Source organism: Pseudogemmobacter hezensis (assembly GCF_013155295.1).
In the GTDB taxonomy this organism is placed as follows: domain Bacteria; phylum Pseudomonadota; class Alphaproteobacteria; order Rhodobacterales; family Rhodobacteraceae; genus Pseudogemmobacter; species Pseudogemmobacter hezensis.
This window is the reverse complement of sequence record NZ_JABJXT010000002.1, coordinates 13569-39111: the sequence shown is the minus strand read 5'-3', so window position 1 is coordinate 39111 and position 25543 is coordinate 13569. Positions and strand designations below refer to the sequence as shown.

25 protein-coding genes are annotated in these 25543 nt (G+C 65.4%); 14 read left to right on the top strand and 11 right to left on the bottom strand.

Going from position 1 to position 25543, the window contains the following annotated elements:
• Positions 1 to 80: 80 nt before the first annotated feature.
• The 4 genes from HOY34_RS02215 to HOY34_RS02200 are packed head-to-tail and all read left to right on the top strand — an operon-like array spanning position 81 to position 4122.
• The gene (locus HOY34_RS02215; RefSeq protein ID WP_216654615.1) at positions 81 to 944 is read left to right on the top strand and encodes a siderophore-interacting protein; all 864 of its coding nucleotides are present in this window, start codon (positions 81 to 83) and stop codon (positions 942 to 944) included.
• An 18-nt stretch (positions 945 to 962) separates the two neighbouring features.
• On the top strand, positions 963 to 1913 hold the full coding sequence (fepB, locus tag HOY34_RS02210; protein ID WP_172359698.1) for a Fe2+-enterobactin ABC transporter substrate-binding protein: 951 nt from the start codon (positions 963 to 965) through the stop codon (positions 1911 to 1913).
• Positions 1910 to 2965 carry a FecCD family ABC transporter permease gene (locus HOY34_RS02205; protein ID WP_172359697.1) on the top strand — a complete coding sequence of 352 codons (1056 nt, stop codon included), beginning with the start codon at positions 1910 to 1912 and terminating at the stop codon, positions 2963 to 2965. Before fepB ends, HOY34_RS02205 begins: the two co-directional genes overlap by 4 nt.
• Positions 2962 to 4122 (top strand): FecCD family ABC transporter permease, encoded by a 1161-nt coding sequence (locus tag HOY34_RS02200; protein WP_366926899.1) that lies wholly within the window; start codon positions 2962 to 2964, stop codon positions 4120 to 4122. Before HOY34_RS02205 ends, HOY34_RS02200 begins: the two co-directional genes overlap by 4 nt.
• 18 nt (positions 4123 to 4140) lie before the next feature.
• On the opposite strand, the gene HOY34_RS02195 is transcribed toward HOY34_RS02200, so the two are convergent.
• Positions 4141 to 6099 carry an oxidoreductase gene (locus HOY34_RS02195; RefSeq protein WP_172359696.1) on the bottom strand — a complete coding sequence of 653 codons (1959 nt, stop codon included), beginning with the start codon at positions 6097 to 6099 and terminating at the stop codon, positions 4141 to 4143.
• Between the two features lie 165 nt (positions 6100 to 6264).
• Between HOY34_RS02195 and HOY34_RS02190 the strand changes: the two genes are divergently transcribed.
• Together HOY34_RS02190 and HOY34_RS02185 are read left to right on the top strand one after the other, a co-directional pair.
• The gene (locus tag HOY34_RS02190; RefSeq protein ID WP_366926898.1) at positions 6265 to 6873 is read left to right on the top strand and encodes a helix-turn-helix domain-containing protein; all 609 of its coding nucleotides are present in this window, start codon (positions 6265 to 6267) and stop codon (positions 6871 to 6873) included.
• A 244-nt stretch (positions 6874 to 7117) separates the two neighbouring features.
• Positions 7118 to 8155, top strand: a complete 1038-nt coding sequence (locus HOY34_RS02185) for a LacI family DNA-binding transcriptional regulator (RefSeq protein ID WP_366926897.1) — start codon at positions 7118 to 7120, stop codon at positions 8153 to 8155.
• A gap of 91 nt (positions 8156 to 8246) precedes the next feature.
• Here HOY34_RS02185 and HOY34_RS02180 read toward each other — a convergent pair whose 3' ends face one another.
• The 3 genes from HOY34_RS02180 to dapF form a co-directional block, all read right to left on the bottom strand.
• On the bottom strand, positions 8247 to 9338 hold the full coding sequence (locus HOY34_RS02180; RefSeq protein ID WP_172359693.1) for a hypothetical protein: 1092 nt from the start codon (positions 9336 to 9338) through the stop codon (positions 8247 to 8249).
• Positions 9339 to 9571: 233 nt separating this feature from the next.
• Positions 9572 to 10843 (bottom strand): tRNA (N(6)-L-threonylcarbamoyladenosine(37)-C(2))-methylthiotransferase MtaB, encoded by a 1272-nt coding sequence (mtaB, locus tag HOY34_RS02175; protein ID WP_172359692.1) that lies wholly within the window; start codon positions 10841 to 10843, stop codon positions 9572 to 9574.
• Positions 10840 to 11709: a diaminopimelate epimerase gene (gene dapF, locus HOY34_RS02170; RefSeq protein WP_172359691.1), complete on the bottom strand. Its 870-nt coding sequence runs from the start codon at positions 11707 to 11709 to the stop codon at positions 10840 to 10842. Before dapF ends, mtaB begins: the two co-directional genes overlap by 4 nt.
• 138 nt (positions 11710 to 11847) lie before the next feature.
• Between dapF and HOY34_RS02165 the strand changes: the two genes are divergently transcribed.
• A complete protein-coding gene (locus HOY34_RS02165; RefSeq protein WP_172359690.1) occupies positions 11848 to 13266 on the top strand; it encodes an amidase in 1419 nt (472 codons plus the stop codon).
• A gap of 117 nt (positions 13267 to 13383) precedes the next feature.
• Here the strand turns inward: HOY34_RS02165 and exaC are convergent, their stop codons facing one another.
• Positions 13384 to 14901, bottom strand: a complete 1518-nt coding sequence (gene exaC, locus HOY34_RS02160) for an acetaldehyde dehydrogenase ExaC (protein ID WP_172359689.1) — start codon at positions 14899 to 14901, stop codon at positions 13384 to 13386.
• 225 nt (positions 14902 to 15126) lie between these two features.
• Complete coding sequence (locus HOY34_RS02155) at positions 15127 to 16089, bottom strand: helix-turn-helix domain-containing protein (protein WP_172359688.1); 963 nt, start codon at positions 16087 to 16089, stop codon at positions 15127 to 15129.
• A 277-nt stretch (positions 16090 to 16366) separates the two neighbouring features.
• Here HOY34_RS02155 and HOY34_RS02150 point away from each other — a divergent pair, with 277 nt between their 5' ends.
• From HOY34_RS02150 to dapB, 6 genes are all read left to right on the top strand, one after another.
• Complete coding sequence (locus HOY34_RS02150; RefSeq protein WP_172359687.1) at positions 16367 to 17251, top strand: bestrophin family protein; 885 nt, start codon at positions 16367 to 16369, stop codon at positions 17249 to 17251.
• Positions 17252 to 17290: 39 nt separating this feature from the next.
• Positions 17291 to 17671, top strand: a complete 381-nt coding sequence (locus HOY34_RS02145) for a winged helix-turn-helix domain-containing protein (RefSeq protein ID WP_253944146.1) — start codon at positions 17291 to 17293, stop codon at positions 17669 to 17671.
• A gap of 66 nt (positions 17672 to 17737) precedes the next feature.
• Positions 17738 to 18523 (top strand): molybdate ABC transporter substrate-binding protein, encoded by a 786-nt coding sequence (gene modA / locus HOY34_RS02140; RefSeq protein ID WP_172359686.1) that lies wholly within the window; start codon positions 17738 to 17740, stop codon positions 18521 to 18523.
• 25 nt (positions 18524 to 18548) lie between these two features.
• Complete coding sequence (gene modB, locus HOY34_RS02135) at positions 18549 to 19247, top strand: molybdate ABC transporter permease subunit (RefSeq protein ID WP_172359685.1); 699 nt, start codon at positions 18549 to 18551, stop codon at positions 19245 to 19247.
• Positions 19244 to 20368, top strand: a complete 1125-nt coding sequence (modC, locus tag HOY34_RS02130) for a molybdenum ABC transporter ATP-binding protein (RefSeq protein WP_172359684.1) — start codon at positions 19244 to 19246, stop codon at positions 20366 to 20368. Before modB ends, modC begins: the two co-directional genes overlap by 4 nt.
• A gap of 113 nt (positions 20369 to 20481) precedes the next feature.
• Positions 20482 to 21291, top strand: a complete 810-nt coding sequence (dapB, locus tag HOY34_RS02125) for a 4-hydroxy-tetrahydrodipicolinate reductase (protein WP_172359683.1) — start codon at positions 20482 to 20484, stop codon at positions 21289 to 21291.
• Positions 21292 to 21359: 68 nt separating this feature from the next.
• Here dapB and HOY34_RS02120 read toward each other — a convergent pair whose 3' ends face one another.
• Positions 21360 to 21563, bottom strand: a complete 204-nt coding sequence (locus HOY34_RS02120; RefSeq protein WP_172359682.1) for a DUF1674 domain-containing protein — start codon at positions 21561 to 21563, stop codon at positions 21360 to 21362.
• 85 nt (positions 21564 to 21648) lie between these two features.
• Between HOY34_RS02120 and HOY34_RS02115 the strand changes: the two genes are divergently transcribed.
• Positions 21649 to 22887 (top strand): RsmB/NOP family class I SAM-dependent RNA methyltransferase, encoded by a 1239-nt coding sequence (locus HOY34_RS02115; protein ID WP_172359681.1) that lies wholly within the window; start codon positions 21649 to 21651, stop codon positions 22885 to 22887.
• Positions 22888 to 23016: 129 nt separating this feature from the next.
• On the opposite strand, the gene HOY34_RS21965 is transcribed toward HOY34_RS02115, so the two are convergent.
• From HOY34_RS21965 to HOY34_RS02095, 4 genes are all read right to left on the bottom strand, one after another.
• Complete coding sequence (locus HOY34_RS21965) at positions 23017 to 23169, bottom strand: Trm112 family protein (protein WP_253944162.1); 153 nt, start codon at positions 23167 to 23169, stop codon at positions 23017 to 23019.
• 98 nt (positions 23170 to 23267) lie between these two features.
• Positions 23268 to 23915 carry an LON peptidase substrate-binding domain-containing protein gene (locus HOY34_RS02105; RefSeq protein WP_172359680.1) on the bottom strand — a complete coding sequence of 216 codons (648 nt, stop codon included), beginning with the start codon at positions 23913 to 23915 and terminating at the stop codon, positions 23268 to 23270.
• Position 23916: 1 nt separating this feature from the next.
• Positions 23917 to 24822 (bottom strand): thioredoxin, encoded by a 906-nt coding sequence (trxA, locus tag HOY34_RS02100; protein WP_172359679.1) that lies wholly within the window; start codon positions 24820 to 24822, stop codon positions 23917 to 23919.
• A gap of 85 nt (positions 24823 to 24907) precedes the next feature.
• Positions 24908 to 25510: a DNA-3-methyladenine glycosylase I gene (locus HOY34_RS02095; protein WP_172359678.1), complete on the bottom strand. Its 603-nt coding sequence runs from the start codon at positions 25508 to 25510 to the stop codon at positions 24908 to 24910.
• Positions 25511 to 25543: the final 33 nt, after the last annotated feature.

The window sequence follows — 25543 nt, the reverse complement described above, 5'->3', positions numbered from 1 at the left end:
AGACAGACCCTATGGGTGCGGGCCACAGCGGGGCTGTGCCGCCGGACCATAAGGGCAGTGGAATTTGGAGGCGGATGCGCATGTCGGTCAGCAACAGCGAGTCGGTCGAGGATCGCAACGGGATTCTCGAAGAAGACGATCACATGCGCGGAATGGAGCGTATCGGGATGGAGGTCGTCTCGATCACCTATCCCTTTGCCTCGGTCGCCAGGGTCACGGGCCGGATCGCACCGCAGGATCCCGCGCCCTGGAGCCCGCCCAATCAGGCGGTGCGCATCGCGGTTGAGGAGCCGCCGGGCCAGCGGCCGGTGGTGCGGGTCTATACGATCCGCGCCTTTGATCCGGTGACCAGCCAGATCGAGATTGATTTCGTGCTGCATGAGGATGACAGCCCCGCGATGCGCTGGCTGAAGGCGGCGCGTCCGGGCACCATCCTGCCGATGATCGGGCCGCGCCAGCATTTCATTCCGCAGCCCTCGGGCGACAGGAAGGCGGCTATTTTCGCCGATGAGACGGCGATCCCGGCGGTTTACGCCATTCTGAAAGCCTGGCCGCAGGGCCTGATCGGTGAGGCCTGGATCGAGACGCCCGACCCCGCCGCCTTTGCCGAACTGCCGCAGCCCGAAGGGGTGACCCTGCATCTGATCGCCCGCCCGGCGGGGGTTGGCGCGGGCACCACGCAAAGCCTGCTGGCCGCCGCAAAGGCGCTGCCGCAGCCGCAAGACTGGACGGTCTGGGCCGCGGGCGAGCGGGTCGAGATGCGCGATCTGCGCAATCATCTGCGCAGCCAGGGCGTGACGCGTGACGCGATGCAGGTGCTGGGCTATTGGAAAAAGGGCATGAGCAGCTCTGATCTCGACCGTGCAAGGCTTGCCGAATATGAGGCGCTGCGGGCCCAGGGGCTGACCATTGAGGATCTGGGCGACGTGGATCTGCCTGTATAATTGTCACGAGGGTTCAATATGTTGCGCATGATCTCGTTGGGTGCTGCCCTTTTGATGCCGCTGGCCGCACAGGGTCAGGATGCCGCAGGTGAGGGCTGGCCCCGCAGCCTGACCGACCCTTTGGGCGAGGTTGTGATAGAGGCGCCACCGCAAAACATCGCCTCGACCGCGCCCAGCCTGACCGGGATCCTGCTGGCCATCGGGGCGCCGGTGAAATCGACCTCGACCGCGCTGATCGGGCCGCTGACCGATGACAAGGGCTATTTCCTGCAATGGGCCGCCGAGGCCGATGCCCAGGGCGTCGAGCCTCTTTACCCGAACCTGACCTTCGACATTGAGACGGTGATCCTTGCAGATCCCGACCTGGTGATCGCCTCGGCGACCGGGGGTGATGCGATCCTGCCCTTTGTTCCGGCGCTGCAGGCCCAGGGGCTGAAGGTGCTGGTGCTGGATTACTCCAGCGGGTCCTGGGAGGATCTGGCCCGCCAGCTGGGCCGCGCCACCGGGCATGAGGCGGGGGCGGAAAAGGTGATCCGCGATTTCGCCGATCAGGCGCAGGCGGTTGCGCAAAAGCTGACGGTCCCGGCGGGCACGGTCTCGGTGGTGTCCTATAATTTCAGCGGCACCTATGCGGTGTCGAAACCGACCAGCCCGCAGGCGAAACTGCTGGCAGAGCTGGGCTTTACCGTCTCGGGCCTGCCCGAGGCGCTGGCAGGCGCGGCAGAGCGTTCGTCTGATTTCGACTTTGTCTCGCATGAGAACCTGGCGGCGGCGATTGCGGGCGAGGGGGTGTTCCTCCTGAACGGCACCGAAGAAAGCGTCGCGGCCTTTATGGCCGATCCGGTGCTGGCCAATCTGCCCGCGGTCAAAGCGGGGCAGGTCTGGCCGCTGGGGCCAACTTCGTTCCGGGTGGATTACTATTCCGGGCTGGATATCCTGAACACGGTATCGCCATATTTCATCAAATGAAACAAGGTCTTGCGGGCAGAGAGGCGCAGTTTCGCAGGCAGGGCGCGGGCCTGTGGCGGCTTTGCCTGTCCGGCCTGGTGCTTTTGTTGCTTTTGTCGCTGATCAGCCTGGCCATAGGCTCAAGATCGGTGCCGCTGCCCGAGGTGATGCGTGCCTTCACCGCCTATGATCCCACAAATGACCTGCATCTGATCCTGCGGGAACTGCGGCTGCCGCGCACCCTGCTGGCATTAAGTGCGGGCGCGGCGCTTGGGCTGGCGGGGGGTGTGATGCAGGCCGTGACCCGCAATCCGCTGGCCGAGCCCGGGCTTTTGGGGGTCAATGCAGGGGCGGCGATGGCGGTGGTGCTGGGGGCCTCGGCCTTTGGGCTGACCGATGTCACGCAATATGTCTGGCTGGGCTTTCTGGGTGCGGGCCTTGCCGGGGTGGCGGTTTTCGTGCTGGGCCGGGTGCATGGCGAGGGCACGGGATCTGGCACCGATCCGGTGCGTCTGGTGCTGGCGGGGGCCGGGCTTTCGGTCCTGTTGGGGGCGGCCACAGGCTTTGTGATCCTGAATGCGCGGCTTGAGGTGCTGGATGTTTTCCGCAACTGGGGCTCGGGCATGCTTGAGGGGCGGGGCGCTGGTGTCGCGCTGGTGATGGCGGTGGCGCTGGCCTTTGGCGGCGGGCTGGCGCTGATCCTGACGCGTGACCTGAACGCGCTGGCGATGGGGGTCAGCATGGGGCTGGCGCTTGGGCTGCGGCCTGGCCCGGTCTGGGCGCTATCCTGCCTTGCGGTGATGGTTCTGGCGGGGGCGGCGACCGCCTGCGCCGGGCCGATTGCTTTCGTGGGCCTGGTTGCGCCGCATTTCGCGCGGGCGATCAGCGGGCCGGACAATCGCCGTCTTTTGCCGCTGGCGGCGCTGTTCGGGGCGGGGATCCTGCTGGCGGCCGATATTCTGGGGCGGGTGGTGGTGCCGCCCTCTGAGCTGGCGGCGGGGATCGTGGCAGCGATCCTTGGCGGGCCGTTCTTTATCCATGTGGTCCGCCGCTTTCGGATGGCGCAGCTGTGAGCGGCGGCGATACCAGATCCGGGCAGGTCAGATCCGGGCAGGTCAGGCCCGGCCAGACCACAGAAGCCCAGACCAAAGCAGGCCGGACCAAAGCAGGCCAGACCAGACCGGGCCAGCAGGTGCTGCGACTGTGGCAGGTCAGTTTCCTGTGGCGCAGGCGGGCGGTGGCGGTCTGTCTTTGCCTGATTGCGGTTGGCGCGGTGCTGGCGGTGTTTTTGCTGGCCAGTGGCAAGGTGCGCCTTTCGCCCGCAGAGGTGCTGTCCGGCCTGCGCGGCATGGCCGAGCCGCCTGTGACCAATCGCCTGATCACCCAGATCCGGTTGCCGAGGCTGATCACCGCCGCCCTGGTTGGCGCGGCGCTTGGGCTGGCGGGGGCGGTCTTTCAGTCGCTGTCGCGCAATGCGCTTGGCTCGCCCGATATTATCGGTTTCACCACCGGGGCGGCGACGGGGGCGATTGCCCAGATCATCCTCTTCAACGCTGGGCCAGTGCAGACGGCGCTGGCGGCGGTGGCCTCTGGCGTGATGACGGCGCTGGTGGTGCTGGCCCTGTCGCATCGGCCAGGAAGCGGCCCTGGTGGGGGTGGCACCGCGGGCGGCTATCGCCTGATCCTGATCGGCATTGGCATGGGGGCGCTGATGTCGGGGCTGAACACGCTATTGATGGTGACCGGCGATCTGGAGCGCGCGATGTCGGCGCAGATCTGGCTGGCAGGCTCGCTTGCGGCCCGGGACTGGAGCCATGTGCTGACCGCATTGACCGGGGTTTTGCTGTTTGCGCCGCTGGTGCTGGCCAATGGGCGGCAGCTGATGGTGATGGAGATGGGCGAGGATATGGCCCGCCAGCTGGGGGTTCACACCGGGCGGGCGCGGCTGGTGCTGGTGCTGGCCTCGGTCGGGCTGACCTCGGTTGCGGTGGCCTCGGCGGGGCCGATTGCCTTTGTGGCGCTGGCCGGGCCGCAACTGGCGCGGGGGCTGACGCGCTCGCCCGATGTGCCGCTGATCAGCGGGGCGCTGGCGGGGGCGGTTTTGCTGATGGCCGCCGATCTGATCGGCCAGAACGCGCCCTTTGGTCTGGCGATGCCGATCGGGCTGACCACCGGGTTCCTGGGCGGGCTGTATCTGATCGCGCTGATCCTGTTTTCGCGCCGGGTCTGAGGGGGGCAGGCCCGGCGGTCAAAGCGCCCGGCCCGCCAGCATCCCCTCATAAACCGCCTCTTCGGCGGTGCGCGGGGTCTGGCAGTCGCCGATGGCATGGCATTCGATGCCAAGCGAGGCGATCTCCTCGCGCAGCCCGTCAAAGGGCAGATGCCCGGTTGAAAGCACCAGAGTATCAACGCCCTCAATCTCTATCGGCAGCTCCGAGGCGCTGTGCTGCAGGAAAACCGTATCGCCAAAGGTGCCGACCAGCCGCGCATAGGGCGTGACCTGCACCCCCAGCCGATGCAGCGCCCCTGCGGTGGCATCGCGGACGTAGAAGGGCAGCGCCTCGCCCATGTAAAGCCCGTTCACCGCCAGATCGACGCGGCTGCCCTCTCGTGCCAGAAGTTCGGCAATCCCCGGCCCGATCCAGTCAGAGCGCCAGTCGCAAACCACCACCCTTGCACCCACCTTCACCTGGCGCTGCAGCACCGCCCAGGCCGAGGTGACCTGCATCTCGCCATCGGTCTCAAACGGGGCCAGATAGGGCGTGGCGCCGCTGGCCAGCACCACCGCATCGGGCGCAAAGTCACGTAAGACCGCCAGATCGACGCGGCTGTTGCGGCGGATGGTGACGCCTGCGCGCTCGCATTCGCGGGTCAGATTGGTGACGATGCCGCCAAATTCGCTGCGCCCGGGCAAAAGCTGCGCCAGGGCCGCCTGGCCGCCCAGCCGCGCCCCGGCCTCAAACAGCGTGACCTCATGCCCGCGCCCGGCGGCGACGGCGGCGGCCTTCAGCCCGGCGGGACCGCCGCCGATCACCATGATGCGGCGCGGTTTTGTGGTGGCGGGGTGGCTGGGGAAGAGGGTCTCGCGCCCGGTTTCAGGGTGCTGGATGCAAGAGATCGGCAGACCCCGGTGAAAGTGATGAATGCAGGCCTGGTTGCAGCCGATACAGGCGCGGATATCGTCAAAACGGCCCGCCTGGGCGAGGCCGGGCATCTCGGGGTCGCAGATCAGCGCCCGTGTCATGCCGCAGATATCGGCCTCGCCACGGGCGATGATCTGCTCGGCCTCCTGGGGCTGGTTGATGCGGCCGACGATGAAAACCGGCACCTCAAGCACGTCGCGGAAGGCGCGGGCCTCGGGCGCGGTATAGGCGGCGGGAAAGGCCATGGGCGGCGCGATATGCACCGCGCCGCCCAGGCTGGCCGAGGTGCCGATGGTGACCGAGACATAGTCGATCCGCGCCCCAAGCGCCTTTGTCGCAGCCAGCGTCTCGGCGCGGGTCAGCCCCGCCTCATCCTTTTCGGTCGAGGAAATGCGCAGCCCGATGATGAAATCATCCGAGGTCGCCGCCCGCATCGCGTCAAGAATATCTTCCATGAATTTCAGGCGGTTGGCATCCGATCCGCCATATTCATCCTGGCGGTGATTGACGCGCGGGTTCAGAAACTGCGCCGGCAGATAGCCGTGTGAGGCCACCAGCTCGACCCCGTTCATCCCGGCCTGATACATGCGCCGCGCCGCCGCCGCATAGCCCGCCGTCACCTCGGCGATCATCGCGCGATCCATCTGGCGGGGCATGTTGCGAAACCGCTCATTCGGGGTGGCCGAGGCAGAGTAAGCCACCGCCAGCATGCCATCGGCGCTTTCCATGATCTCGCGGCCCGGATGGAACAGCTGCGAGATCACCACCGCGCCATGCGCATGGCAGCGCCGGGCCAGCTCGGCATAGCCGGGGATGCAGTCATCCGAGGTCGCCATGATCAGATGCGAGGTATAGCGCGCCGTCTCATGCACGCCCGCGACCTGGGTGACGATCAGCCCGGTTCCGCCTTTGGCGCGGGCCTCCTGATAGGCGATATAGGCCTCATTGATCAGGCCGTGCTCTGGCAGGCAGGTGTCATGGCCGCTGGACATGATCCGGTTGCGGATCACATGGCCGCGAATGGTCAGCGGCTGAAACAGATGCGGGAAAAGCGGTTGCGTCATGGGGGCTGCCTGGGGTCAGGGTGGCTGGATGGGTGGCCGATCGGTGGGCTGTTCGCCACAGTCGTGGCAGAGCCAGTAAAAAAATCAATATGTTTTTTTACTGGCGGGCGATGCTGTGACGCGGCTATCCTGGGGGTGAATGCGGGGGGGGCACAGGGGGCACTGGTGCGCGGCTTTGACAGCGAAGAGCAGGCGGATGCCGCCGGGCAGGTGCCAGAGGGGGCCATCCTGGGCCAGCGGCTGCGCGAATTGCGCAAGCGCCGGCGGATGACCCTGGCGCAGCTGGCCGATGGGGCGGGGCTGTCGATCGGCTATCTCAGCCAGATCGAGCGCGACCTGGCCGAGCCCTCGATCAACGCGCTGATCTCAGTTGCGCAGGCGCTTGGCGTGACGGTGCAATGGTTCTTCGCGGGAGAGAAGCAGCCCGTCCCGCCCGAGGAAAACGGCTATGTGATCCGCGCCGCCAACCGCCAGCGCATCAGCTATCAGGGCGGCACGGTGGACGAGCTTCTGACGCCGAAACTGTCGATGGCGCTTGAGATGATCCGCTCGGTCTTTCCGCCGGGCGGCGAGGCGCAGGACGCCTATAGCCATGAGGGTGACGAGGTCGGGCTGATTTTATCGGGCCAGCTGGATCTTTGGGTCGGCAGCCGCAGCTTTCACCTGAAGGCAGGCGACAGCTTTTCCTTCGCCTCGGCAGAGCCGCATCGCTACCGCAATCCGGGCCCCGGTGAGACGGTGGTGATCTGGGCGATTAGCCCGCCAACCTATTGATCTGTGGTGATATTTGTCTCGGGTGTGAAAGAGGGGGCGAATTTGGCCCACCGCCCCCTCTTTTGATACCCTGTGCCGTGCAAAGAGAATCTGCCACGGCAACCGAGATCACAGCTTGCACTGTTAGCGCTATCATTAGCCTGGGAAAACCGCCTGTTCAAGCCCCCCCTTTGGCGCTAACAATCAGGAAACCGTTAGCAGCATGTCATTTCCCCGCCCGACTCTTCGCCTGACAGGATCTCTCGTGACAAAGCCACCCATCCCGGAACCGCACCGCACATTAACGCTTCGTGACGTCTCCGAGGCCTCGGGCGTCAGCGAGATGACGGTCAGCCGGGTGCTGCGCAATCGTGGTGATGTCTCTGAGGCGACGCGCGAGAAGGTGCTCGAGGCGGCGCGGCGGCTGGGCTATGTGCCGAATAAAATCGCCGGGGCCCTGGCCAGTCAGCGGGTCAATCTGGTGGGCGTGGTGATCCCGTCCTTGTCGAATATGGTCTTCCCCGAGGTGATGACCGGGATCTCGAAAACGCTTGAGGATACCGGGCTGCAGCCGGTGGTGGGCGTCTCGAACTATCAGTCCGAGCGCGAAGAGCAGGTGATCTATGAGATGCTGTCCTGGCGGCCCTCGGGGCTGATCGTGGCCGGGCTGGAGCATAGCGAGGCGGCGCGGGCGATGCTGGCCCAGGCCGGGGTGCCGATTGTCGAGATCATGGATATTGACGGCACGCCCGTCGACAGCATGGTGGGCATTTCGCATCGTCGTGCCGGGCGCAAGATGGCCGAGGCGATTGTCGCCGCGGGCTATCGCAAGATCGCCTTTCTGGGCACCCATATGCCCACGAATGACCACCGCGCCCGCAAGCGTCTGGAAGGGTTCGAAGAGGCGCTGGCGGCAGCAGGTCTGTCGCTGGTCGACCGCGAGTTCTACTCGGGTGGCTCGGCGCTGGCCAAGGGCCGCGAGATGACCGAGGCGCTGCTGAAGCGCCGTCCTGACGTCGATTTTCTTTATTATTCCAACGATATGATTGGGGCAGGCGGGCTTTTGTGGTGCCTGGAGCAGGGGCTGGATGTGCCGGGCCGGATCGGGCTGGCGGGCTTCAACGGGGTTGAGCTGCTGGATGGTCTGCCGCGCCGCCTGGCGACCATGGATGCCTGCCGTCTGGAAACCGGGGTGGCTGCGGCCGAGATCATCGCGGGCAAGCGCCACAGCGGGGTGATCGGCGGCGAGGTGATCGAGTTCGAGCCAAAGCTGCAGCCCGGCGACACGATCCGCAAGGTCTGAACATCAAAGCCTGATGAACGTCAAAACCTGAGCGGGGCAGGAAAGCCCGTGCCCGGATGCCGTAAGGCAGCCTCCGGGCACGGTTCGCAGGTTATTTCCAGCTGGTAAAATCGGCCGCGGTGCAGCCATGGGGCGCAGGCTGATCGCCGAACCGCTTTTCAAGCTGTTCACAGCCCCATTTGTTCAGCGCCTCTGGCAGGGCTGCGTTAATCTCCATGCCGAGGCTGTTATAGCGGTTATCGGCGCTGGTCACATACCAGATCCAGAAACAACCAATCCCGATCACCACCAGCAGGGCAATGCCAAGCGCGGCGCGAAGCTTGCGCAGGATGCCCCAGCTGGCCTTTTCAGCCGGGCCGCTTTCGCTGGGCTGATCGGAAGAGGGCTGGTCTTTTTCCAGCTGCGCCAGCGCGTCGCGGCGTTCCTGATCGGTCAGGCTGATCCGGGTCAGCTTTTGATCCAGCAGGCCCGCGAAGGGTTTGATGCTGCTGCGCACCGCCAGGCCATGACCTTCGCCATTTGGCCCCCAGACCATCAGCGGTTCTTCCCCGGCGGCGAAATTCGCGGCCAGCACCCTGTTCGAGATCTCTTTGTCCTTATAGCTGATCTGGGTCGTGCCCCGCGTCGTATGCGCGTTGACGATTTCGACCGGAACCAGCGTCATTGGCGCCTCTTGCGCCAGGATGCGCGAGGCCGTTCCGGCCCGCAGCATCGGGCGCAGCAGGGCGATGCCGCCCGCGAAGAAGCCAAGCACGATGATCGCAATCATGATCAGGCGGTTGTTCAGCTTTTCAAGCCCCAGCGTCAGCGTCGCCAGATGCGGCTTGTCGGCCGAGATCACCACATCGACCTCATAATCCCCGGCATGCATATCGACGAACAGCAGTTTAACGTCAGATTCGTAATGCTGTCCCTGGTAGTCATAGCTGACATGGGCTTCGCAATCGGTCAGGACGCCCTTGCGGGCCGTGCATTTGCCATTGCTTACGTCACTTCTGTCCGCGAGGACCGGATTTTGGCTGATCTGCCAGTCGCGCCAGAGGTCAGGGCCTTGCCAGACCAGGAAAAAGGCCGACAGCGCCAGCATTACCAGCGTGCCAAAGATCGCGCCGATGGGGCGGGCAACGGCCCCCGGCGTCATCCGCAATGGGCGGGAGGGCAGGGTCAGATTGGTATTTGTCATGGAACTGCACACCTTCTTTTCATCAGGTGTTAACTCTCACAACCCCGTGATATTGCCCAGCACGAATGTGAAATTGTCAGGAAATCCTGACCCGTGAAAGGCCGGAAACCTGTGGCCTCAGGGGGTAACCTGCGCCAACTCGCCCCCGCGAACACCCCGCCGCAAAACTCCCCGCCGCGAACACCCCGCTGCGAAACACGCACCTCGGGGAAACGCTCAGCCCGGCGCAAAGCCTACAACGCGGTTGCGATCAGCTTTTGACCATCCTTCCCGGTGATACGGGCGGGGATGATCTGCCCCTCTGGCTGTGGGGTGGCGAAGGTGACTTCGGTGAATTGCCCGGTCCGCCCAAGCAGGGGCCCCTCGGTCAGCACCTGATGCAAGGCACCCTGCTGGCTTTGCAGATGGCGCGCCAGCGCCAGGTCGCCTGCTGCCCGCAGCCTTGCGGCGCGTTCGCGGATGGCGGGGCCTTTGACCTGGGGCATGCGGGCCGCCGGAGTGCCCTTGCGGGGGCTGTAGGGGAAGACATGCAGGAAGGTCAGACCGCAGTCTTCGACCAGTTTCAGGCTGTTTGCGAACATCTCTTCGGTTTCGGTCGGGAAGCCCGCGATGATATCGGCGCCAAAGATCAGATCGGGGCGCAGGTTGCGGGCCTCTTCGCAAAAACGGATCGCATCATCGCGCAGGTGGCGGCGCTTCATCCGTTTCAGGATCATGTCATCGCCCGCCTGCAGCGACAGATGCAGATGCGGCATCAGGCGCGGCTCTGTGGCGATCGCCTGCATCAGGTTTTCATCGGCTTCGATACTGTCGATGGAAGAGATGCGCAGCCGCGCCAGATCCGGCACCAGCCGCAGGATCCGCATCACCAGATCGCCCAGCCGAGGCGTGGCAGGCAGGTCTGCCCCCCATGAGGTCAGATCGACCCCGGTCAGCACAACTTCCTGAAAACCCTTGTCTACCAGACGTTTGATCTGCTCGATCACCACCCCCGCCGGGACAGACCGCGAATTGCCCCGCCCATAAGGGATGATGCAGAATGTGCAGCGGTGATCGCAGCCATTCTGCACCTGGACATAGGCGCGGTGGCGGCCAAAACCGTCGATCAGATGGCCTGCGGTCTCTTTGACCGACATGATATCATTGACCAGCGTTTTCTCGGTGACGCCGATCAGATCGGGGGCACGCAGGCTGGTCCATGTCTCGGCCTGCATCTTTTCGTGATTGCCGATGACCCTGGTGACCTCGGGCATGGCGGCGAAGGTTTCAGGCTCGGTCTGGGCCGCGCAGCCGGTGACGATCACAGGCGCACCGGGGTTTTCCCGCGCCAGGCGGCGGATTTCCTGCTTGGCTTTGCGCACCGCCTCGGCGGTAACCGCACAGGTGTTCACAACCACCGCGCCCGCCACGCCTGCCTGGGCCGCCAGCTCTTTCATCGCCTCGGTTTCATAGGCATTCAGACGGCAGCCCAGCGTGGCAAAGACCGGAGGCGTGACGGCATTCATATCGCATCCGCCTCTGCAATTGTGCCCGATACCCCGGCCAGGAATGCCGCTGAAAGCTGGCCTTCGAATACCAAAGCCACGGGTCCGGTCATCCAGACGCCATCCTCGCGCCAGTCGATTTCCAGCACACCGCCATCCAGATCCAGCGTCACGCGCCGCCCCGTCAGCCCGCGCAGATGCGCCGCCACCGCCGTCGCACAGGCGCCAGAGCCGCAGGCCAGGGTGATGCCTGCGCCGCGCTCCCACACCCGCATGCGCAGGCGGTCTGGCGCGGTCAGGCTGGCAAATTCGACATTGGTGCGCTGCGGGAACAGGGGATCATGCTCAATTTCGGGCCCGCGCCCGGCGACATCTGCGGCCCCGGCGTCGGGCACAAAGAACACGCAATGCGGATTGCCCATGCCGACCGCCGCCGGATCCCCCGCCAGCGGCAGATGCAGCGTGTCAACCGGATGCGACAGCGGCACCTCGGCCCAGTCCAGCTGCGGCTGGCCCATATTCACCGTGACGCGGCCGTCCGCCAGGCGCTCTGCCCGCAGGCTGCCACGGGCGGTCAGCAGCGTTACCGCATCCTTGCCCAGATCACGCATCACATAATCCGAGACGCAGCGCGTGGCATTGCCGCAGGCTCCGGCGCGGCTGCCGTCGCTGTTCCAGAAATCCAGCGTGAAATCGGCGCCCTCTGCCGGGCGGATCTCGGCCAGCTGGTCAAAGCCCACGCCGCGATTGCGATCCCCAAGCGCCTGCGCCAGCGCAGGCGTCACCACAGCCCCGGCCCGCCTGCGCGAGTCGATCACCACGAAATCATTGCCCGCCCCGTGCATCTTGATGAAGGGCAGGCCGCTTTGATCAGGGCCATATGTCATAGCGCCCATATACGCCTGCAAAGGCTGGCAATCCAGAGCGCATCTCGCATGGCTGGCTGCCGCTGGGTGAGGGGGCTTTCGCGTCCGCGCCCCTCTCTGCTAGCTTCGCCGCGAAACCCGCTGCACCCCGGATATATCATGGACCTGACATCGCAATCCGCCCTGACGCTTTCGCGCCTGATCCGCACGCGCGAGGTGAAACCTTCCGAGGTGATCGGGGCCCATCTGGCGCAGATCGCAGCGGTCAATCCGCAGGTGAATGCGGTGGTCTCACTGCGTGAGCCGGATCAGATCATGGAAGAGGCCCTTGCGCTGGACGATCAGGCCCCCGAAGGCGCGCTTTTCGGGCTGCCGCTGGCGGTGAAGGATCTGCTGCAGACCAAAGGCATCCGCACGACATTCGGCTCGCCGCTTTACGCCGATCACGTGCCGAAGGCGGATGACCTGATTGCTTCGCGGATGCGGGGTGCGGGGGCGGTGCTGATCGGCAAGACCAATACGCCCGAATGGGGCCATGGCAGCCACAGCTTCAACCCGGTCTTTGGCGCCACGCGCAACCCCTATGACCTGGGCCTGACGGCGGGCGGCTCGTCCGGCGGTGCGGCGGCGGCGCTGGCGGCACATATGGTGCCGCTGGCGGATGGGTCTGACATGATGGGCAGTCTGCGCAATCCGGCAGCCTTCTGTAATGTTTACGGTTTTCGGCCCAGCTGGGGGCTGGTTCCCACCGACGCGGGCTATGAGACCTTCCTCGACACCATGGCGACCGAGGGGCCGATGGCCCGCGACATCGCCGATATCGCGCTTTTGCTGGGCGTCCAGGCCGGGCCGAACCCGCTGACCCCCTTCGGCCAGGCTCCACAGGACTATCTGGGCGCGGTCGGGGCCGCCCCCGCTGATCTGAAAGGCAAGCGCTTTGCCTGGTTTGGGGATTTCGGCGGCCAGCTGCAATTCGAGCCCGGCATCATCGCCGCCTGCGAAGCGGGGCTGCGGGTGCTGGAGGATCTGGGGGCCGAGGTGGTGCCCGTCTCGCTGCCCCTGCCGGTGGCGGACCTCTGGCAGGCCTGGATCACGATCCGCAGCTTCCTCAACTTCGGCAACAAAGGGGCCGAGATGCGCAACCCGGCCCACTGGCAGCAGTTAAAGCCCGAAACGCAATGGGAAATCGAAAGCGGCGCTTCGGTCACGGCCGAGGCGCTTTGGCAGGCGTCAAAGATCCGCTCGCGCTGGTATGCCCGCGCCCATGAGATGCTGGAGGGCTTTGACGCGCTGGTGATGCCGGTGGCGCAGGTTTGGCCCTTCCCGGTCGGCTGGCGCTATCCGCAAGCGATAAATGGGGTGGAAATGGATACCTACCACCGCTGGATGGAGGTGGTGGTCCCGGTCTCGCTGATCGGCCTGCCGTCGCTGGCGGTGCCGGTGGGGTTTGGCGCGAATGGCTTGCCGATGGGGATGCAGATCGCCGGGCGGCACGGCGCGGATGCGGCGGTTCTGGCCCTGGGGCAGGCCTATCACCAGGCAACGCTCTGGCCACAAAAACGCCCGCCACAGATCTGATCCGGGCGGGCTTTCAGGCTTGCAACATCGGTCAGGCAAGACAAGAGGGGGACCGGGGGAGAGATCATCTCCCCCGGCCTTGCCCACAGGCAGAACGTAACCCGCAGGCAGAACGGCTCAGAAGAAGCCCAGTTTCTTCGGATTGTAAGAGACCAGCAGGTTCTTGGTTTCCTGATAATGATCCAGCATCATCTTGTGGTTCTCACGCCCGATCCCTGACTGCTTATAGCCGCCAAAGGCCGCGCCCGCCGGGTAAAGGTGATAGCAATTCGTCCAGACCCGGCCCGCCTCAATCGCGCGGCCCGCGCGATAGGCGGTATTCGCGTTTCTCGACCAGACGCCCGCGCCCAGGCCGAAGACGGTGTCATTGGCGATCTCGATCGCCTCGTCCTGGGTCTTGAAGGTCGTCACCGATACCACCGGCCCGAAGATTTCCTCCTGGAAGATGCGCATCTTATTGGTGCCTTCAAACACCGTCGGCTGGATGTAGAAACCATTGGCAATGTCGCCGTTGAAATGGTTCGCCTGGCCGCCGGTCAGCACTTTCGCGCCCTCTTTCGGGCCCAGCTCCAGGTAAGAGCTGATCTTGTCGAACTGCTGCTTTGACGCCTGCGCACCGATCATCGTATTCGCCTGGCGCGGGTCGCCCGCGACAATGGCCTCAACGCGTTTCAGCGCCCGCTCCATGAAACGGTCATAGATCGATTCCTGGATCAGGGCACGGCTTGGGCAGGTGCAGACCTCACCCTGGTTCAGCGCGAAAAGAGTGAAGCCTTCCAGGGCCTTGTCGAAATAATCGTCATCCTCATCCATCACATCCTCAAAGAAGATGTTGGGGGATTTGCCGCCCAGCTCCAGGGTGATATTGGTCAGATTGTCTGCCGCGGCGCGCATGATCGACTTGCCCACCGGGGTCGATCCGGTGAAGGCGATCTTCGCAATGCGCGGGCTGGATGCCAGGGGCGCGCCCGCCTCGGCCCCGGTGCCGTTCACGATATTCAAAACGCCCGGCGGCAGCAGATCCTCGATGAAGCCCAGCAGGAACAGGATCGAGGCCGGGGTCTGCTCGGCCGGCTTCAGCACCACGCAATTCCCTGCCGCCAGCGCGGGTGCCAGCTTCCAGGCCGCCATCAGGATCGGGAAGTTCCAGGGGATGATCTGACCCACAACGCCCAGCGGCTCGTGGAAGTGATAGGCGACGGTGTCATCGTCGATCTGGCCGATGCTGCCTTCCTGCGCCCGGATCGCGCCCGCGAAATAGCGGAAGTGGTCAACGGCCAGCGGGATATCGGCGGCCAGCGTCTCGCGCAGCGGCTTGCCATTGTCCCAGGTTTCGGCGGCAGCGATGGCCTGCAGATTCTCTTCGATCCGCGCTGCGATCTGCAAAAGGATATTCGAGCGCGTGGTGGCCGAGGTGGCAGCCCAGGCGCGGCGGGCGGCATGGGCGGCATCCAGCGCCGCCTCGATATCCGAGGCGTCTGAACGCGCCACTTCGCAGATCACGCCGCCGGTGACGGGCGAGACATTCTCCATATAGCGCCCGGCTTTCGGCGCGACCCATTGACCACCGATGAAATTGTCATAGCGCGTTTTGAACGGCGCGGCCGAAAGGCCGAATTCTTCGTGTTTGGTCATGATAGCTCCTCCTGATGTCGCCCTCCCCGGCGACGATAGGGGAATGCTGGCCGGGGAAGGGGGGCCGGTCACCCCCCAAATCATGCCGCAGCTGCAAAGCCTGTCGCAGATCTGAGACAGTCTGCACCCTGAACCTTGCTGCATCTGCCCGGTCTGGCCTGAGCCGTCTCCAAAGCGATTCGCCCCCGCGCCCCTGCGCGTTTGGCCCCGCCGCCAGCCCTGATCTCAGTCCGCGCGGCCCATCTTGCGGTGCAGCGTGGCGCGGCTGATGCCAAGCGCCCGTGCCGCTGCCGAGATATTGCCCCCGGTGCGGGCAATGGCGCGGCTGATTACGGCGCGTTCACCATCTTCGGGGCGCAGATGGCTGGACAGACCCAAAAGGTCTGCCGCCGGAACGGGGTTTTTGGCCAGATCACCGCTTAGCCCCAGATGCTGGCGGGCCATGCGCGTGGCACCGATCACCAGCTCATCGGCGTCCACCGCCAAAAGCGCACCCGTGCCGCGATCCACCCCCGGCACCAGCATCATCCGCGCCAGCGGATAGCGGGCGTGGAACAGATCCGCCTCGATCCGCCGCGCCGCCTCTTGCACCGAATGGCTGAGCAGACCGGCAAAGCCCTCGGCGATATCGCTGCGCACGGTTGAGACATCCAGCACCGCGACCAGCTCTCCCCCCGCATCCCAGATCGGGGCCGAGGCGCAGGTAAGCGCGGTATTTGCCACCAGATAATGCTGATCACGGTGGATCACCACGGCGCGGCCCTCGGCCAGGCAGGTGCCTATGCCATTGGTTCCGACCGCCTCTTCGCTCCAGTCTGACCCGGCATCGAGGCCTGCATCGCTGAAATCCTGATCCTCAGAGGCTTTGACCAGCCGCTCGAAGGGCAGGCCCTCCTGGCTGGCCAGAATCACACTGGCGCCAAAACCGCCCACCGCCTGAAACAGCCGCTCCAGCGTGGGGCGGGCGGCGCGGGTCACCGGCTCCATCCTTTCGCGCAGACGCGCAAGGCTGGCGGCGTCCAGCCGCTGACTTCGCAGTGCCGCGGCCGAGGGGGCCAGCCCATGCCGCGCGGATCGGGCCCAGGATGCGACGATTGAGGATCTGGCCGCCTGGCCCTTTTCCAGCGCCGAGGAAATCAGCGCCTCATGTTCGCGTGCAGCGCGTCCGATGGTGATATTGCCTCCCATGGTGCGGCTCCTGATCCGGTGGTGGTCCCGGCGGGTTCCGGGATGCGATATCCGACGCATGACGACCATCAGATGGCTGGCATCAGATGAAGACTTTGCCAGAAGAACGGGCAAATGGCGCAGCTCTGGCCCGCGTCTGATGCGACAGAGTAACGCATGTTCCGCTTTCCAGAGCAAGAAATCTTGTGGAAGCTTCACGAGCCTGCGCAACCAACCCAGGCGCAAGATTACGCTTGCCGCCTTTGGCCACACCCCTCTTCAGAAGGTCCTGTCCAGGATGATCGTCCGCGACAAACCCACTCCGTTTCAGCTTTTGACCGCCACGCGCGGCTCTATCATTTTCCAGGTCGCGCCCTCGGTGCTGTTCGTGGCCTGTTTTGCCCTGGTCGTGGTGGTGCTGGACCACCTGACGCCCGTGGTGCCGCATCTGAACGCCGCCGCCTATACGGTGTTCGGGATTGGGTTGTCGCTGTTTCTGGGCTTTCGCAATGCCGCCGCCTATGACCGCTGGTGGGAGGCGCGCAAGCTTTGGGGCGGTCTGCTGGCCGATCTGCGCAGCTTCGCGCGTGAGGTCGAAACCTTCGTCCCCGATCCCGACAAGCGCCAGCGGATCCTGCGGCTGGCGATCGAGTTCATCCATGCCCACCGAATCAACCTGCGCAAACTGCCGCCGCCTGCCAGCGGCCCTGGGTCAGAGTTCTCCCATGCCACCCATCCGCCCTGCGCTGCGATGGATGCGATCACCGACATCATCAGCGACAGCTACCGCAAGGGCGAGATCGACGGCTTTGGTGCCCGCGGCCTGACGGTGCGCATGGCCAATCTGGGCCTGCAGCAGGCCGGGGCAGAGCGGATCGCCAATAGCCCGCTGCCTTACGTCTATTCGCTGCTGATCTATCGCACGACCTGGCTTTATTGCCTTTTGCTGCCGCTGGCGCTGGCGGAAACCACAGGTTGGCTTTCGCCTTTGTTCACCGCGCTGGTGGCCTATATGTTCCTTGGCCTGGCTGAGGTGACCGAAGAGCTGAGCCATCCTTTCGGCACCAGCCCCAACGGGCTGCCGCTGGATGCGATCTGCCGCGCCTGTGAGATCAGCCTTGCGCCGCATCTGGGCGAGGTGCCGCCAAAACCACTGGCCCCGGTCGAACATTATCTCAGCTGACCTCTTGCGAAGCGGGCGCAGGGAAAGGAAACTGCGGCGATGAAACGCTTTTTCCTGCGCCTTTATTTCGACAATGCGATGGTTGGTCCTGGCAAGGCCCAGCTTTTGGAACATATCCGCGAGACGGGCTCGATCTCGGCGGCGGGCCGCGCCATGAGCATGAGCTATAAGCGCGCCTGGATGCTGGTCGAAGAGCTGAACGCAGCCTTCCAGGGGCCGCTGGTTGCCTCGGCCCGGGGCGGCTCTGGCGGCGGGGGCGCGCATCTGACGCCGCTTGGCGAAGAGGTGCTGGCGCTGTTTCGTGAGATCGAGCGCAAGGCCCGTGCCGCAGGCGCAGAGGAGATCCAGGCGCTTGAGGCGCTGCTGGCGCCCGCCGCGCCTCCCGCCGCGCCGCAGGCCGATGTGGCGGGCGGGAAATAACCGCTTGCGCCCTGGCAGGTTGTGCGGTCTTTATGTCTGCAAAGACATATCGGCCGGAGGAATCCCATGTCGCTGACCAAAAACAGCCCCCTGATCACGCGCAGCGCAGCACTCGCCGCCGCTTTCAGCATCGCCCTGCCAGCCCTTGCCCAGGCCGAAGAGGTCGTGGTCTTTGCGGCCGCCTCGATGAAGAACGCGCTTGATGAGGTCGCGGCGAAATTCGAGGCCGAGACCGGCAATAAGGTGGTGATTTCCTACGCCGGTTCGAACGCGCTGGCCAAGCAGATCATCGAGGGTGCGCCCGCCGATATCTTCATCTCGGCTGCGGTGAACTGGATGGATGAGGTCGAGAAAGAGGGCCTGATCGTCGAAGGCACCCGTGAGGATCTTCTGGGCAATACCCTGGTTCTGGTGGCGCATGGCAAAGATGCGGCCCCGGTCGAGATCGGCGAAGGCTTTGATCTGCCTGCGCTTCTTGGCGATCAGAAGCTGGCGATGGCACTGGTCGATTCCGTGCCTGCAGGCCAGTATGGCAAGGCCGCGCTGGAGCATCTGGGCCTTTGGAGCGCGGTCGAACCCTCGGTCGCCCAGGCGGACAATGTGCGCGCCACGCTGGCGCTGGTCGCCCAGGGCGAGGCCCCCTATGGCATCGTCTATGCAACCGATGCCGTGGCCGATGACAATGTGACGGTCGTTGGCACCTTCCCCGCTGACAGCCACAAGGCGATCACCTATCCTGCCGCCCTGCTGACGGGGGCCGCCGATGCCGCCGACCGCGCTTTCTATGAGGCGCTTTCGGGCGAAGAGGCGGGCAAGGTCTTTGCCGCCGAAGGCTTTGCGATCCTGAACTGAGACCGATGAAAAGGGCCCGGGCTGCGTGACCGACTGGCTATCCCCTGATGAATGGACCGCAGTGGCGCTGTCGCTGCGGGTCTCGTTCTGGGCCGTTCTGGTCTCGCTGCCTTTGGGGCTTCTGGTGGCGCATGCCCTGGCGCGGTGGCAGTTTCCGGGTAAGCAGATCCTGAACGGGATCGTGCATCTGCCGCTGATCCTGCCGCCGGTGGTGACGGGCTATCTGCTGCTGATCACCTTTGGCCGCAAGGGCACGGTGGGGCAATATCTCGACCAGTGGTTCGGCATCGTCTTTGCCTTTCGCTGGACGGGCGCGGTGCTGGCCGCCGCGATCATGGCCTTTCCGCTGATGGTCCGCGCGATGCGCCTTGCCATCGAGGCGGTGGACCCAAAGCTGGAGCAGGCGGGCGCGACGTTGGGCGCCTCCCGGCCCTGGGTCTGGCTGACGGTCACGCTGCCGATGATCCTGCCGGGGGTGATCGCCGGCGCGATCCTTGCCTTTGCGAAAGCGATGGGTGAGTTCGGGGCCACCATCACCTTTGTTTCCAACATTGCCGGGCAGACCCGCACGCTGCCCTCGGCCATTTACACCTTCCTGCAGGTGCCGGGCGGCGAGGCCCAGGCGGCGCGGCTGGTCTGGGTGGCGATTGCCATCGCCATGGCGGCGCTTTTGCTGTCGGAATGGGTGTCGCGGCTGGTTGCACGCAGGATCTCGGGGCGATGACGCTTTCGGTCTCTTTGCAGCATGCCTTCCCCGGCGTCAGTCTCGATGTTCGTTTCGACGCGCCCCAGGGGGTGACGGCGCTCTTTGGTCGCTCTGGCTCGGGCAAGACGACAGTGGTGAATGCGGTTGCGGGGCTGTTGCGCCCCGATCAGGGCCGGATCACCCTGGGCGACAGGGTGCTTTTTGATGCCGCACAGCGGCAGAACCTGGCCCCGCATCGCCGCCGCATCGGCTATGTCTTTCAGGATGCCCGGCTTTTCCCGCATCTGAGCGTGCGCCAGAACCTGCTTTATGGCCGTTGGTTCGCGCCCAAAGCCGCAAGGCGGGCCGAGTTTGACCGGGTGATAGAGATGCTGGGCATCGCCGCCTTGCTGGATCGCCGCCCTGGCCTGCTGTCGGGTGGCGAGAAAAGCCGTGTCGCGCTTGGCCGCGCGCTTTTGTCGGAACCCGATCTTTTGCTGATGGACGAGCCCCTCGCCGCGCTGGATGAGGCGCGCAAGGCCGAGATCCTGCCCTATCTGGAACGGCTGCGCGACACTTTCGCGCTGCCGATCCTTTACGTCAGCCACTCGCCCGCCGAGGTGGCGCGGCTGGCGACGACGGTGGTGATGCTGGAAGCCGGGCAGGTCACGATCGCAGGCCCCGCGCATGAGGTGCTGGCCGATCCGACCGGGGCGCGGGGCTTTGGCCAGCGCGAGGCCGGGGCGCTGATCACGGCGCGGGTCAGTGACCGCCAGGAGGACGGGCTGACGCGGCTGGATTGCGGGGCCGGGCCGCTTTGGCTGCCGGGGATCACCGCGCCTGCCGGGGCCGCACTGCGGCTGCAGATCCTGGCGCGTGATGTGATGCTGGCCCGCACCCGGCCCGAGGGGATCTCGGCGCTGAACATCCTTGAGGCGGAAATCCAGGATATCGTCGCGGCGGATGGCGATGGCTCGGCGGTGCTGGTGCGGCTGCAACTGGCGCCGGGTGCTGGCGATAAGACGGCACCAGAGATCCTGCTGGCGCGGATCACCCGCCGCTCGGTCTCGGCGCTGTCGCTGGCACCGGGCCTGCGGGTTTTCGCGGTGATCAAATCGGTCGCGGTGGCCCCCGGCGCGGTTGGCCCGCAGGCGATCTGACGCGAGGCGCGGGCAAGCGCCGCTGCAAAAACGGCGTGACATTTGCGCGGCTCTGCCGCAGGAACGCGGGCAGAACCCTTTAACCATCCCAAACAGATATGGATTTCTGCGCCATGAGCGACTTGCCAGGTATCGTCATCACAGGTGTCTCGGGCCGGATGGGCCAGATGCTGGCAAAGACCGTTCAGGCCAGCGACCGCGCCCGCCTGGTGGCGGCGGTCGAGCGTGAGGGCAGCCCCTGGATCGGCCGCGATCTGGGCGAGGCGATGGGCGGGCAGGCAAACGGGATCATCGTCACCGATGACCCGGTCGAGGCCTTTGCCAAAGCCCAGGGCGTGATCGACTTCACCTCGCCCGAGGCGACGGTTGCCTTTGCAGGCCTCGCCGCACAGGCCCGCGCCGTGCATGTGATCGGCACCACCGGGCTGAGCGAGGCGGATCTGGCAAAGCTGGAGGCCGCCGCCCGCCATGCGGTGATCATTCGGGCCGGAAATATGAGCCTTGGCGTCAATCTTCTGACCCGGCTGACCCAGAAAATTGCCGCCGCGCTGGATGAGGACTGGGATATCGAGATCGTCGAGGCGCATCACCGCCACAAGGTCGATGCCCCCTCGGGGACGGCGCTGATGCTGGGCGAGGCGGCGGCCCAGGGGCGCGGCAAGCCCTTGCAAGAGCTGCGTGTTCCCGCGCGTGAGGGGATTACCGGCGCCCGCAGGCGTGGCGAAATTGGCTTCTCGGCGATCCGGGGCGGCGATATCGTCGGCGAGCATGACGTGATCTTCGCCGCCGATGGCGAGCGGATCGTGCTGCGCCATCTGGCGACCGACCGCAGCATCTTCGCGCGTGGTGCGCTGCGGGCGGTTTTGTGGGGGCAGGGCAAAAAGCCCGGCCAATATGACATGGTGGATGTGCTGGGGATCTGACACCCCCCGCAGCCTATCAGAGGCTTTGGGGCCAGGCAGCCGGGCTGGGGCCAAAAAACGGGCTGGGGTCAAAAATCGACCGCCAGCCCTTTCTTTTCCCAATCGCCATAGCGCACGGGCTCGGGGCCGTCGCGGCCGCCGTATTCTTTCGGCACTGCCTGGTCGCCTGCGGCTTTGCGGCGGGCTTCGGCCTCGGCCAGGGCGCGTTGGGCGGCGGGTGGCAGGGCCTGCAGATCGGTCTGGGCGGCAGCGTCGCCTGATTTTTCACTCATGGCGGTGGTTCCTTCCTGGCAGTGGTTCCTTCCTGCGGCCAAGCCATGATACAGCCTGCGCGAGCAAGGTGCAAAGGGGCGCAGCATGGCGGATGGATTGGCAGCACGGGCGGCAGCTTTGGCCGCGCTGAATGCGGTTCTCGGTGAGGGGCTGATGCTCTCTGAGATCCCCGAGCCTGCTTTGCCGCCGCAAGACCGTGCCCGTGCCCGCCGCCTTGCCGATGAGGTCTTGCGCCGGATCGAGCCCGCCGACCGCCTGCTGGACAAACTGCTGCGCAAATCGCCGCCGCTGGCGTTGCGCAATATCCTGCGGCTGGGGGTGGTTGAAATGGCGCTTGGCGCGGCGCCGCATGGGGTGGTGAATGCCGCTGTCGCGCTGGCGCGGCAGAATATGAAAACGCGCCATATGTCGGGGCTGGTCAATGCGGTTCTGCGCGGGGTTGACCCGGCGCAGCTGCTGGCGGCCCCGGTGCAAAAGATGCCGCGTTGGCTGCGTCAGCCGCTGGTTCATGCCTGGGGGCGTGAGGCCGTCCAGGCGATGGAGACGGTCTTTGCCGCCGCGCCGCCGCTGGATCTGACGCTGAAGGATAACGCCGCAGGTGACCTGCCCGAGGGGCTGCGCCTTGCCACAGGCAGCCTGCGCCTGACCGATCCGGGCCGGATCAGCGGCCTGCCGGGCTATGAGGCGGGGCACTGGTGGGTGCAGGATATGGCAGCAGCGATGCCTGCGCGGCTTCTGGACGCCAAACCGGGCGAGCGGGTGCTGGATCTTTGCGCAGCCCCCGGCGGCAAGACGATGCAGCTGGCGGCCAGCGGTGCCGATGTCACCGCGCTGGATATTTCACCGGCCCGGATGCGGCGCGTGGAAGAGAACCTGGCCCGCACCGGGCTGCAGGCGCAACTGGTCACCGCCGATGCGCTGCACTGGCAGCCAGAGGAGAAATTCGACGCGATCTTGCTTGATGCGCCCTGTTCGGCCAGCGGCACCATTCGCCGCCACCCGGATCTGCCCTACCTCGGCGACGGCAGCGAGATCGCGGGGCTTGCCGCGCTGCAATCTGCGCTGATCGACCGGGCGCTGGAGTGGCTGGTGCCAGGCGGCAGGCTGGTCTTTGCAACCTGCTCGCTGTTCCCGGAAGAGGGCGAGATGCAGATGGATGCGGCGCTGGAACGTCACCCGGGCCTGACGCCCGAGCAGCCCGATCTGCCCGGCATTGATCCCGCCTGGTGGCTGCGCCCTGGCGGGTTGCGCCTGCGGCCAGACTATCTGGCCGATCAGGGCGGCATGGACGGCTTCTTCATGATGCGCCTGCGCAAAGCCTGAGAAGCGCAAGGTCTGAGAAGCGCAGGACCTGAGGCGGCCAGCTGAAAAGCCCGGCCCCGCCTTTGCTGGCCCCCGCCCCGGCAGCCCTGCCTCTGCAGCCCCGCCTCTGCAGCCCTGTCTCTGGCAGGGTCAGCCCAGCTCGCGGGCCTCAGAGACCAGCATCACCGGGATCCCGCCCCGAACCGGAAAGGCCAGCCGCGCCGATTTCGAGACCAGCTCTTGCTTTTCGCTGTCCCAGGACAGGGGGCCATGGGTCACCGGGCAGACCAGCGCCTCAAGCATGCGGCGGTCAAAGGCGGCGGGTTTGGCCTGATCTTTGGTGTCATTGTCTTTGGCGGCCTCGGCTGCGCGGTCGGGCCGGGGCGCTGACATATTCTCGCTCATTGCAAAATCTCATCACTGTTGCCGCCCCTGAGGGCAAATTCGACCAGCGTCACCAGCGTCTCGCGCCGGGTTGGCAGATCGGGGGATTCCAGCAGCGCCTGACGGTCCTCGGGGGGCAGCGGCACCAGCATCGAAAGCGCGTTGATCAGCACCTCATCGGGGGCGGATTCCAGCCCCTTCCAGTCGGCCGACATATCGCGCCCCGCCAGATAACGCGAGACCAGCGCGAAAAGCGCGGGGCGGTCAAGGCCGGGGTCCAGCTCTGTCGTGCCCAGATCGCGCCCGAAAGAGGACCAGTCGACATTGAAACGGCGATAGGGGGTGAAACCCTCGACCTCGGCCTGCAGGCGAAACCGCGCCACCCCGGAGAGGGTGATCATATAGCGCCGATCCTCGGTTTCCGACAGCTGCACCAGCCGCCCGGCGCAGCCAATCGCCGAGAGGCGGTCGCCCTCCTCGCCCAGCGGGCAGACCATGCCGATCAGCCGATGCGGATGTTTCAGGCAATCATCGATCATCGCCAGATAGCGCGGCTCGAAAATATGCAAAGGCAGCCGCGCCCGGGGCAAAAGCAGCGCCCCGGGCAGGGGGAAAACCGGGATCGTTCCCGGCAGATCCGAAAGCGAAGGGTGCCGGGGGAACATCTTACGCGAAGATCATCGAGGACAGCTTGCGCCGCCCTTTCAGCACGATCGGGTCCTGGGGTTTCAGCGCGTCAAAGATGGTGAAAAGCTGGGTGCGGGCGGCGCCCTCATTCCATTCACGGTCGCGGCGGAACAGCTCCAGCAGCTGATCGACGGCCTCTTCGACCTTGCCGCTGGCATTCAGCGCCACCGCCAGATCAAAGCGCGCCTGGTGGTTGGCGGGATCGGCGTCAACGGCGGCCTGCAGCTCGGCCTCGGGGCCGGCGTTTGCGGCCTGGCGGGTCAGCTCCAGCTGGGCTTTTGCAGCCTCAACTTCTTTTGCCGTGGCGATTTTTGCGGGGGCGGCATTCAGCAGCGCCTCGGCCTGGTCCAGATCGCCTGCCGCGATATGGCTGCGGGCCAGGCCGCCAAGTGCGGCAGCATTTTCCGGCTCTTCGCCCAGGATCGCGGCGAAGGTTTCAGCCGCATCGGCGGTTGCGCCCTGTTCCAGCATCTCTTCGGCCGCAGCCAGCGCATCGGCCAGCCCGCCATCGCCGGTCAGATCGGTCAGCTTGTCGATGAATTTCTTGATCTCGGAGGCGGGCAATGCGCCCTGGAAGCCATCGACCGGCTGACCCTGCCAGAAGGCGTAGACGGTCGGGATCGACTGCACCCGCAGCTGGCCCGCAACCATCTGGTTCTGATCGACGTCAATCTTGACCAGCCGCACCTTGCCTTTGGCTGCGGTTACCGCCGCCTCCAGCGCCGGGCCAAGCTGCTTGCAGGGGCCGCACCAGGTGGCCCAGAAATCGACGATCACCGGAACCTCTTTCGAGGCCTCGATCACATCGGCCATAAAGGTGGCATCGCCGCCGTCTTTGATCAGATCGGTGGCGGCGGGGATATTGGCGTCATCAAGACCGAACATGCGTTCCTCACTTTCGCGGGTTTGCCCCTATATGAGGGCTGAGGCCGCAAGCGCCAAGGGGTGAAACGGCAGCGCATGCCCCGGCTTATGCCAGGGCTGCGCATTCTGCATGCTGCGGGCAGCTGATGAAGTGGTCATTCACCATTCCCGTGGCCTGCATGAAGGCATAGGTGATCGAGGGGCCGCAGAAATTAAAACCACGCTTTTTAAGCGCCTTTGACATGATGACGCTTTCCGGGCTCGAGGCCACCGCATCCGCCATAGAGGTCAGCCGGTTTTGCACGCTGACGCCGCCGGTGAAAGACCAGATCCAGGGTGAGAACCCCTCTGCCGCCTCAATCTCCAGCCAGGCGCGGGCTGAACGGATCGTGCTTTCGATCTTGCCACGATGGCGGACGATGCCGGGATCGAGCAGCAGCTTTTCCACCTCATCCTGGCCCCAGGTGGCGATGGTTGCAGGATGGAATCCCTGAAAGGCCGCGCGGAAATTTTCGCGCTTTTTCAGAATGGTGTACCAGGACAGCCCGGCCTGAAAGCCCTCAAGGATCAGCATCTCCCACAGGGCGCGGGGATCACGTTCGGGGCGGCCCCATTCCCTGTCATGATAGGCGACATAAAGCGGATCGGTGCCGCACCAGGGGCAGCGCTGCGCCGCTGGCGAGGGCTGGGCTGTGGTGGCGTCTGGCATCGGGGGCTCCTCGATAGGCGCATTTTGAAACAA

What these genes read in the sequence shown, in the direction of transcription:
- HOY34_RS02215 (WP_216654615.1), top strand. Translation starts at nt 81, where the DNA reads ATGTCGGTCAGCAACAGCGAGTCGGTCGAGGATCGCAACGGGATTCTC.
- fepB (WP_172359698.1), top strand. Translation starts at nt 963, where the DNA reads ATGTTGCGCATGATCTCGTTGGGTGCTGCCCTTTTGATGCCGCTGGCC.
- HOY34_RS02205 (WP_172359697.1), top strand. Translation starts at nt 1,910, where the DNA reads ATGAAACAAGGTCTTGCGGGCAGAGAGGCGCAGTTTCGCAGGCAGGGC.
- HOY34_RS02195 (WP_172359696.1), bottom strand. Translation starts at nt 6,099, where the DNA reads ATGACGCAACCGCTTTTCCCGCATCTGTTTCAGCCGCTGACCATTCGC.
- HOY34_RS02180 (WP_172359693.1), bottom strand. Translation starts at nt 9,338, where the DNA reads ATGACAAATACCAATCTGACCCTGCCCTCCCGCCCATTGCGGATGACG.
- mtaB (WP_172359692.1), bottom strand. Translation starts at nt 10,843, where the DNA reads ATGAATGCCGTCACGCCTCCGGTCTTTGCCACGCTGGGCTGCCGTCTG.
- dapF (WP_172359691.1), bottom strand. Translation starts at nt 11,709, where the DNA reads ATGACATATGGCCCTGATCAAAGCGGCCTGCCCTTCATCAAGATGCAC.
- HOY34_RS02165 (WP_172359690.1), top strand. Translation starts at nt 11,848, where the DNA reads ATGGACCTGACATCGCAATCCGCCCTGACGCTTTCGCGCCTGATCCGC.
- exaC (WP_172359689.1), bottom strand. Translation starts at nt 14,901, where the DNA reads ATGACCAAACACGAAGAATTCGGCCTTTCGGCCGCGCCGTTCAAAACG.
- HOY34_RS02155 (WP_172359688.1), bottom strand. Translation starts at nt 16,089, where the DNA reads ATGGGAGGCAATATCACCATCGGACGCGCTGCACGCGAACATGAGGCG.
- HOY34_RS02150 (WP_172359687.1), top strand. Translation starts at nt 16,367, where the DNA reads ATGATCGTCCGCGACAAACCCACTCCGTTTCAGCTTTTGACCGCCACG.
- HOY34_RS02145 (WP_253944146.1), top strand. Translation starts at nt 17,291, where the DNA reads ATGAAACGCTTTTTCCTGCGCCTTTATTTCGACAATGCGATGGTTGGT.
- modA (WP_172359686.1), top strand. Translation starts at nt 17,738, where the DNA reads ATGTCGCTGACCAAAAACAGCCCCCTGATCACGCGCAGCGCAGCACTC.
- modC (WP_172359684.1), top strand. Translation starts at nt 19,244, where the DNA reads ATGACGCTTTCGGTCTCTTTGCAGCATGCCTTCCCCGGCGTCAGTCTC.
- dapB (WP_172359683.1), top strand. Translation starts at nt 20,482, where the DNA reads ATGAGCGACTTGCCAGGTATCGTCATCACAGGTGTCTCGGGCCGGATG.
- HOY34_RS02120 (WP_172359682.1), bottom strand. Translation starts at nt 21,563, where the DNA reads ATGAGTGAAAAATCAGGCGACGCTGCCGCCCAGACCGATCTGCAGGCC.
- HOY34_RS02115 (WP_172359681.1), top strand. Translation starts at nt 21,649, where the DNA reads ATGGCGGATGGATTGGCAGCACGGGCGGCAGCTTTGGCCGCGCTGAAT.
- HOY34_RS21965 (WP_253944162.1), bottom strand. Translation starts at nt 23,169, where the DNA reads ATGCTTGAGGCGCTGGTCTGCCCGGTGACCCATGGCCCCCTGTCCTGG.
- HOY34_RS02105 (WP_172359680.1), bottom strand. Translation starts at nt 23,915, where the DNA reads ATGTTCCCCCGGCACCCTTCGCTTTCGGATCTGCCGGGAACGATCCCG.
- trxA (WP_172359679.1), bottom strand. Translation starts at nt 24,822, where the DNA reads ATGTTCGGTCTTGATGACGCCAATATCCCCGCCGCCACCGATCTGATC.
- HOY34_RS02095 (WP_172359678.1), bottom strand. Translation starts at nt 25,510, where the DNA reads ATGCCAGACGCCACCACAGCCCAGCCCTCGCCAGCGGCGCAGCGCTGC.